This window comes from Bacteroidales bacterium (assembly GCA_035353855.1).
Taxonomy (GTDB): domain Bacteria; phylum Bacteroidota; class Bacteroidia; order Bacteroidales; family CG2-30-32-10; genus DAOQAK01.
Genome location: DAOQAK010000027.1, coordinates 43,931 through 52,412, shown reverse-complemented (window position 1 = coordinate 52,412; position 8,482 = coordinate 43,931). Strand labels below are relative to the sequence as shown.

7 protein-coding genes and 1 tRNA gene are annotated in these 8,482 nt (G+C 34.0%); 6 read left to right on the top strand and 2 right to left on the bottom strand.

The window, feature by feature from the left end:
• The first annotated feature begins 745 nt into the window (after positions 1 to 745).
• Complete coding sequence (locus tag PKK00_08490; protein HNW98430.1) at positions 746 to 1,012, top strand: hypothetical protein; 267 nt, start codon at positions 746 to 748, stop codon at positions 1,010 to 1,012.
• A 40-nt stretch (positions 1,013 to 1,052) separates the two neighbouring features.
• Positions 1,053 to 2,519, top strand: coding sequence for a T9SS type A sorting domain-containing protein (locus PKK00_08485; GenBank protein ID HNW98429.1), 1,467 nt, complete (start codon positions 1,053 to 1,055; stop codon positions 2,517 to 2,519).
• Between the two features lie 7 nt (positions 2,520 to 2,526).
• Here the strand turns inward: PKK00_08485 and PKK00_08480 are convergent, their stop codons facing one another.
• The gene (locus PKK00_08480; GenBank protein ID HNW98428.1) at positions 2,527 to 3,885 is read right to left on the bottom strand and encodes a T9SS type A sorting domain-containing protein; all 1,359 of its coding nucleotides are present in this window, start codon (positions 3,883 to 3,885) and stop codon (positions 2,527 to 2,529) included.
• Between the two features lie 138 nt (positions 3,886 to 4,023).
• Positions 4,024 to 4,097, bottom strand: a tRNA-Arg gene (locus PKK00_08475).
• A gap of 428 nt (positions 4,098 to 4,525) precedes the next feature.
• Here PKK00_08475 and PKK00_08470 point away from each other — a divergent pair.
• From PKK00_08470 to atpD, 4 genes are all read left to right on the top strand, one after another.
• On the top strand, positions 4,526 to 4,795 hold the full coding sequence (locus PKK00_08470) for a hypothetical protein (GenBank protein ID HNW98427.1): 270 nt from the start codon (positions 4,526 to 4,528) through the stop codon (positions 4,793 to 4,795).
• Positions 4,796 to 4,885: 90 nt separating this feature from the next.
• Positions 4,886 to 5,854, top strand: coding sequence for a hypothetical protein (locus PKK00_08465; GenBank protein ID HNW98426.1), 969 nt, complete (start codon positions 4,886 to 4,888; stop codon positions 5,852 to 5,854).
• 361 nt (positions 5,855 to 6,215) lie between these two features.
• Positions 6,216 to 6,905, top strand: coding sequence for a cytidylate kinase-like family protein (locus PKK00_08460; GenBank protein HNW98425.1), 690 nt, complete (start codon positions 6,216 to 6,218; stop codon positions 6,903 to 6,905).
• A 56-nt stretch (positions 6,906 to 6,961) separates the two neighbouring features.
• Positions 6,962 to 8,389: a F0F1 ATP synthase subunit beta gene (gene atpD, locus PKK00_08455; protein HNW98424.1), complete on the top strand. Its 1,428-nt coding sequence runs from the start codon at positions 6,962 to 6,964 to the stop codon at positions 8,387 to 8,389.
• Positions 8,390 to 8,482: the final 93 nt, after the last annotated feature.

Below are 8,482 nucleotides of genomic sequence, written 5' to 3'. Positions count from 1 at the left end.
TTATGTGTAAAAAAAATATTCCGAAATGTTTGTTTATATCTTAGAATTCGGGATTGCACGTTTGACAGGAAAGAAATAAATTTGACAAATTAATGCACATGGACACGAGCAGGTTGACAGCGGCTTGCAAGCAGCCACGAAAACGTTGAGCTTTATTTCATTAAAAAATAAATTATAATAACAGTCCTTTAGGAAAATTTTAAAGAATATATGCCATTAGGCATAACCGCTTGGTAAAAACATAAAACTTAAATGATAATGTGTGCCGTAGGTACACAACAATAATAACGCTGAATGGGTAGTACCTATGGTACATTAAAGTATTTTCGGTTCTTTTTCACCAAGCTGCTGTCCCTACGGGACAGAGAATAAAATCAAGCTATTTCAGTAAATTATATATTTGCGTGGTATCCGTTATTTCTCAAACATCTTATTTCAAATAAAATCAAAATCAATCACCCCGCATTACAAATTTTCATAAGCATTTCCTTATTTAAAAAACTGGTATAATATTATTTTTATAATCCCGCTTTTCTTTTTCTTTTCATGCGCAAATCAATCGCAGGATAAAAACCAAAAGCCGGAAAGCGACTCTAAAACAGAAGAAGTACAAAATAAAAACCTTCTGGCAAAAGGAAACATTATTGATATTGGTCTTGCTAAAATTCAAATTACCGATATTTCTGTTTCCAGCGAAACGCCCGTCAATAAAGTAAAACCTAAAAAGAATGAAAATCATTTTTTATTGTTAAACCTTAAGGTTAACGAAATTCAAAAAGAAAAAGATTTAAAAACTGTTTCATTCAAACTTACTGACGATAAAGGAACAACTTATACTTCACCCGGAGCATGGGGTAAAATTGATATAGGTGGCGGACTGTCCGACTTTGAAGCAACTGACGGCGCAACTATGAGTATTTCTAAAAAATATGAAGAAGTGAAAATATTTTTCGAAATACCAAAATCACTTTCAACAAATAATTTATCGTTAAGTTATGAAGATAAAAAATAATGTACTATCAGTTATACTAAATAAAAGTAATATTTTCATTTTGCTTTTATTTTTTATTTTTCAAAATAATTCACACAAACTTTTCGGGCAATCATCCGAAGAATGTACCGTGGGCGTGGCATCAGGAAGCGCTACAAAAGATGGGCGTCCGCTGCTATGGAAGACAAGAGATAACAGTTCTTCTCCCGATAACGAAGTAAAATATAACACGTCATTCAAATACAAATTTATTTATGTTGCCGATGCAGGAACATCAACGCTATCATGGATGGGAGTAAATGAACATGGTTTTGCAATTATCAATTCAGCATCAACTGATTTGGTTAGCAACCTTACCGGTCCCGGAAATGGAACACTGATGCGCGATGTATTAGGTGCTTGTAAAACCATTGATGAATTTCAGCATTATCTTGATTCAACAAATATAACAGGGCGCTCAACGCAAGCAAACTTCGGGGTTATTGATTCCACGGGTGCTGCAGCATTCTTCGAAACAGGCGGAAATGTTTATTACAAATTCGACACCGACAGTACAGCAAACGGATTCATTATTCGCACCAATTTTTCTGTCAATGGCGGAGGCAATTACGGAATAGAAAGATACAACCGTTCAAATGTTCTGATAAATAATTTTTTCAATGGTGATAGTTTGAATTACAAAAGCATTATCCGTTACCAGATGCGCGATTTCTCTGACAATAACAGTAACCCTGTCAGTATTCCATTTGCAGGCAACTGGTCAATTGGAATTCCTTATGGATATATTTATTGCGAAAAAAGTATTTGTCGCACATCATCCGTTTCAACTTCTGTAATTCACGGAGTATTACCATCAGAAAAACCAGTCTTAACCACAATGTGGACTATACTTGGTCAACCTGCTTCTACTGTAGCACTCCCCTACTGGCCTGTAGGCTACACACCTGCCGAGGCCGATGGCTCAACAACATCTGCATTATGCGATAAAGCCAATGAAATTCGCACTACGCTTTTCGATTATTCGTCCAATGATAATTATATCGACACTTATAAATTACGCGACAGTGTTGGCGGTGGATTATGGCATTGCATCTTTCCTTTGGAAGATAATATATTTTCAGAAACTGAAAACTTTTTAGACAGTCTGCGATTGCTTAGTTCTCTACCTGTAAACTTAATGCTTAATAAAGAATCAGCATTAGCTTCATACGCATTAAATGAACTGAATAATTGTTTCAGCTCATTATCTGCTGTAAATAATATTCGTAATGATATTGCTTCTATTCAGCTCTACCCTAATCCTGCAAAAGATTTTATTTTCATCGATATAAAAAATTCCGCTGAAATAAAAAATTATTCTGTGCGAATCATCAATAACATTGGGAGTTTGGTGTATGAAAATAAATTCTCACAAGCTGAAATAAAAATCAACACTGATCATTTTGGCAAAACCGGAATGTATTTGATACAGGTTTATGATGAGAAATCGGACTTGCTAAAAGCATCGAAAATACTGATAATTGAATAATCTTACTTCATTCATTCACTATTAATTTTTTTGTGAATATTTGATTTTTCGCTTCAACACGAATAAAATAAATCCCTTCATCAGTAATGGTAAAATCAAATTTTGTTTTTCGATTCGTTTTTAGTGAATAAACTTCTTGTCCAACTGCATTTATGATGCTAATATTTTCAGTCGCCTCAGGAACAATAATAACAACATTTCCTGCTGAAGGATTAGGGTAAATTTTAATATCAGAATTATTAACAGGTTCCAGAATATCAGTAATTACAGGTATTATAGAAATTTTAGCAATAGTTAAAATATTATTTGCAGAATTATTTGTCAATCCGGCAGTAATTAAAATTGAATCCGTTTCGAAAGCTATTGAATTACAATAATCAAAAGCAGAATCCCGATAATTCAACACCCAGGGCTCGCTGCCGGTGCTGTCAACCCAATCAATTGTGTAATCATAACCTGTTCCTTCGTTAAAATGCTTTATTGCACCAGCAATAACATAATTATCATCAGGAGCTCTGTATAATGACCATGCAAATGCACTTGAACCTCCCAGCAAATTCTGATAGTTCCAAATTACAGTACCTGCAGGATTAATTTTTCGGATATATGATTTATAGCTGCATGATAGTCCTGTATAATAAGCAATGATATAATTATTATCATTCATTTCAAGAACACTTGCAACCTGATTATAACCTGTTATTGTATATGTATGAGTCCATAATGAATCACCTGAAGCATCTGTCTTGATAATCAACATTGATTCGACCGATTTTGCATCATCAGAATATGTATTGGCACCAATTACAAAACCACCGTCTTTAGTAAGACTTATTGAATTTGACCTGGCATATTGCATACCCAGATAAATTTTCGACCATAAAACATCTCCTGATTTATTCATCTTCACAAGATGAATTGTATCGCTTTGCGAATATGTCAGTACAAAACCACTATCGCTTGTCTGTATAAAATTCTGATTGTTTCGGCTATAGTCGCATTTAAATTTTTTCCGCCACAAAGTATCACCTGTAGCATTCATTTTAATAAAATAATAATCCTGTGTTGTATCTGAAGGTCCATATATAACAAGATTTCCGTCAAATGTATTTTCAACCTGATTTATATTTCTCATGAATTGATAAGCTTTGCTCCACATTTCATTTCCCGCCGTATCAGTTTTCATTATGAACCCTTTATAGTCAAGCTGACCGCAGGATATATAATTATGGTCATTAGAAACAATTATACAATTGAAAGCACCTTCGGAAGTAGTGTAATATTTTTTTACCCATTTAAAACTTTGTGAAAATGCAGAGAATGTAAACAATATAAAAACAGTGAATAACGTAATTTTCGTTTTCATAATACCAGGGGTGTGTTTGTAAAATGTACACCTCTAAATTATGAAGAATATTGATATAAATGAAGAATCGCTTTAAATATTTTTCGTAAAATAAAAAACCCTTTGAGTACATATTCAAAGGGTTTTCACTGATTCAGGTGATCTCGGGGCGATTCGAACGCCCGACCCACAGCTTAGAAGGCTGTTGCTCTATCCAGCTGAGCTACGAGACCAATAATGTATTAATGAACATTTTTAAGAGTGCAAAAATAGTATTTTTTTTATTCACTACGAAGAAAAATAAGGATGAGTAATATTATTCTTTAAGAAGATGACAGACTTACATGGAATAATTACTTGTCAATGAAAATATAAAACACAAATTTTCGTATTCTTAATTAATATTTTGGAATGAATTTTCAATTTGTATTAAATCTTATTTTACCCTATCATAATTTTGATATTTTATTTTTCTTTTTAACTTTTCGAATATTGAAAACAGACTGTTATTAATATTGTATTTTATATAAAAATAATATTATTCAATTGAAAAATTTATATATTTGTAAAATATTAGTAACACTACACTTAAAAAGTGTAACACCTTGCGTAATTTCAACATTGATATGTATTTTTATAATCATTATAAAATGTAAATTTTATGGTATCAAAAACAACTAAATCAATCGCCTCAAGAATACCTCTTGATTTATATTTTCAACTCCAGAAAGAAGCGGAAGAACTTAACCTGAATATGAAGGATTATTTATTACGGTTAATTGAAAAAAGAAATCAAAAACAAGAAATGAAACCAACCCAAATCAACCCGGAAACAAATAATGAAAAATCAATTTTTCCGGTTAAACCGGCAAAAAAGAAATTACCAAAAGTTTCACAAGCTGAAGACGAAATAATATTCCCATTATTCTGAATCAATCTGAACCATTTTTATATTTTTATAAATTTAATCGGAATAGTAAATTCATTTGATCTTTAATACAGCCTCAAATAAAAGTTAATTATGCCAAAGATTGATTTTCCTGTAAATCCAATTCGTGAAAAAGTATATTCACGCGATGAATTATTCTCCACATTTAATATTAATGATGTTGACAGTTATATTACCACACTTGATTTTAAAGCTTATTCTGATTTTAAAGTTTCAGGCGGCTCCTTTCCATCTTCCTATTATGTAGGAATGATGCGCTCCTTGCATGATTTCTCGATATGGAATGATATCCAGGAAATAATGCAAAGAGAAAAAATAATTGGAATAATGGGTGGGCATGAGATGGAAAGAACACAGTATGGCATATATGCTAAAATTGCAAAGTTAGCTTATCAACTTACAAATAAGGGATTCCTGATAACAAGCGGTGGCGGTTCCGGCGCAATGGAAGCCACACATTTGGGAGCATACTTTTCCCGTTACAGTGAAGATGTTTTGGACGAAGCACTTAAATATATGTCAGCAAGACCAAAACTCCCTGAAAATTATTCAAAAATAATCGACGATAATGGGGTTTTAGATAAAAATATTGCTGATAAGTTACACGATTGGATAAAACCTGCATTTGAGTTGTTACAGAAATATCCTATTGGAGGAGAAAGTTTAGCCGTGCCTACATGGTTATATGGTCATGAACCTCCCTGTCCTTTTGCATCTCATATAGCTAAATATTACCAAAACAGCATAAGAGAAGATGGGCTACTGGCAATTGCCAAATACGGTGTAATATACTGCGAAGGGAAAGCCGGTACCATACAAGAAATATTTCAGGATGCCAATCAGAATTATTATAAAACTGTAGACTGGTTTAGTCCTATGGTGTTCCTTGATAAGGATTACTGGACAAAAAAGTTCCCGGTTAAAAACATTCTTGATAAATTGATCGCGAAAGATGATAATTCGAAATATATAAAATACACTGATGATATAAATGAAGTCGTTGATTTTTTATGCAAATTCAAACCTGTTTATAAAAAATAATATACTATTCATTTTAATTCATTTAAAATTCCATTAAAATAAAATTAAATATACTGAAATTTTCAAGCAGAAAAAGCCTGCCTGCAAGGTTAAGTTATTCAACTTAAAATTAATCTGTATGACCAATATTAAATCATTTATCAATATCATTCCATTAATTTTTTTATTAAACAGATCATTGTTCAATAATATTTTTTGATATTGATTTCCCTTTCATCACATATATTTCTTGTTCATGTTTTCTTAATGTGAAACTAATACAGTCTTAATGTCAGAGGTCTTACTATACCATATTTTTGATTGAACATACTTTCAATTTAAAATCTGTTACCATAAACTTAATTCATGTAAGGAGGTAAATATGGACAATTTTCTTATCAAATACTTGTCAGAAAGGCTTCAGGAAAAGGAAGAGTCTCCTGAATCACTGAATCCGGTCATTACCATCTCAAGAGAATTTGGATGTTGGGGTAATCGAATCGCCGAAATATTATGTCAAAAATTACTTGAAAGGAGTAAGGTTTCAGGATTAAATCAACCGTGGAAATGGATAACCCGGGAAATAATGGAAAAATCGGCATTGGATTTAAAAGTATCGCCTGAATATATTTCTGATATTTTTAATGCAAAACAAAAAGGAACACTAGCGGATATTATATTGTCATTTGGCAGTCAATATTTAAGTAATGAAAAGATTAAAGCTACCATAACAAATGTAGTTAAATCATATTGTAAGGATGGATATGTGATCATGGTTGGAAGAGCCAGCAATATTATTCTGAAAGATTACCCCAAAGCGCTTCATGTAAAACTTTTTGCTCCGTTTGAATGGCGAGCTGAATGTTACAGGGAACGGCAAAATTTAACAGTAACTCAATCGAGAATACAGGTTAAAGAAATGGAAAAGCGCAGAGCTGAATTTTTACAATTTTTCAGAGGCAGCCTTCATGAAGATGAAATTTTTGATTTATGTTTTAACCGTAAAACTATTAATGAAAATGAAATTGTTGATACGATCATCAGCATATTAGAATCGAAAAAATATATCTGATAGCGCTGCTGTATTGAGTTTATTGCCCCAATGTTTTCTTGATTTTAAAATTTTATATGATGAAGTATACTGACAGGATAAATAATTCAGTTGCCATTTCATCCAATATAGGGGAAATAGTGTCGGTACACGGAAGCGTAGTAGATATAAGGTTTGAAGTTAATATCCCACCAATTTATTCTATAATTTATACAGCCGAAAATGATAAAGTTGTGATGGAAGTTTTATCACAGCTCGATAACAATATTGTCCGATGTATGGCATTAACACCCACACAGGGCTTAACCCGTGGTATGATGGCAAGAAGTACCGATGAGCCTTTGAAAGTGCCTGTTGGAAAAGAAACGCTTGGCCGCGTGTTTAACGTGTTTGGCGAAACTATCGATCATAAACTTCCTTTAAGTGAAAATGTTGAAAAGCGCAGTATTCATCAACCTCCTCCTTCATTATCCAACCGCTCAACTAAATCACAGATTTTCGAAACAGGTATAAAAGCCATCGATGTTCTGGTACCTATTGAACGTGGCGGAAAGGCCGGCCTTTTTGGTGGAGCCGGTGTTGGCAAAACAGTTTTACTTACCGAGATGATACATAATGTTATTGAACATCAGAAAGGAGTGAGTATGTTTTGTGGTATTGGCGAACGATGCCGCGAAGGACATGAGATTTATCACGACATGAAAGATTCCGGTGTTCTTTCCAAAACCATCATGATGTTCGGTCAAATGAATGAGCCGCCGGGAGCACGTTTCCGTGTTGGGCATGCAGCGCTTACGATGGCTGAATATTTCAGGGATGATGAACATCGCGATGTGCTTTTGCTTATTGATAATATTTTCAGGTTTATCCAGGCAGGCATGGAAGTATCAGGATTAATGGGACAAATGCCATCACGCATGGGGTATCAGCCAACACTGGGAACAGATTTATCAAAACTGGAAGAACGCATCTCTAATACCGATGTTGCTGCCATTACTTCAATTCAGGCGGTGTTCGTGCCGGCTGATGATATGACCGACCCTTCGGCTGTTCATACTTTTTCGCATCAATCGGCTTCTATTGTTCTTTCTCGAAAGCGGGCAAGCGAAGGTTTGTTTCCTGCCATTGATTTGTTGCAGTCGAATTCAAAAATGGCAACAGCCGCTATTATTGGCGAAAGGCATTATTCAACTGCACAGAATATCCGGCAATGCCTGGCAAAATATGAAGAGATAAAGGACATCATATCGATGCTCGGGATAGAACAGCTATCAACCGACGACCGCAAACTGGTGAACAGGGCCAGGCGTTTGGAACGTTTCCTTACACAACCTTTTTATACAACCGAACAGTTTAGCGGAATGAAAGGAAAAGATGTAAGCCTTGATGATGCAATTACAGGTTGCGAGCGCATTCTGAATGATGAGTTTTCGGAACTTCCGGAAAGCGCATTCTATATGGTAGGCTCTATAGATGAAGTGTTGGAAAAAATAAAAAAAACATAAAATAAAAAATGAGATAAAACCGATAGTGTTATTGAACCATAAAATACCGACTGTCAGGCAGAGTTTATCGAAGCCATATTTCGACAGGCTCAA

Excerpts from the sequence above, each read along its gene's own strand:
- PKK00_08480 (HNW98428.1), bottom strand. The coding sequence starts at position 3,885 with ATGAAAACGAAAATTACGTTATTCACTGTTTTTATATTGTTTACATTC.
- PKK00_08470 (HNW98427.1), top strand. The coding sequence starts at position 4,526 with ATGGTATCAAAAACAACTAAATCAATCGCCTCAAGAATACCTCTTGAT.
- PKK00_08465 (HNW98426.1), top strand. The coding sequence starts at position 4,886 with ATGCCAAAGATTGATTTTCCTGTAAATCCAATTCGTGAAAAAGTATAT.
- PKK00_08460 (HNW98425.1), top strand. The coding sequence starts at position 6,216 with ATGGACAATTTTCTTATCAAATACTTGTCAGAAAGGCTTCAGGAAAAG.
- atpD (HNW98424.1), top strand. The coding sequence starts at position 6,962 with ATGATGAAGTATACTGACAGGATAAATAATTCAGTTGCCATTTCATCC.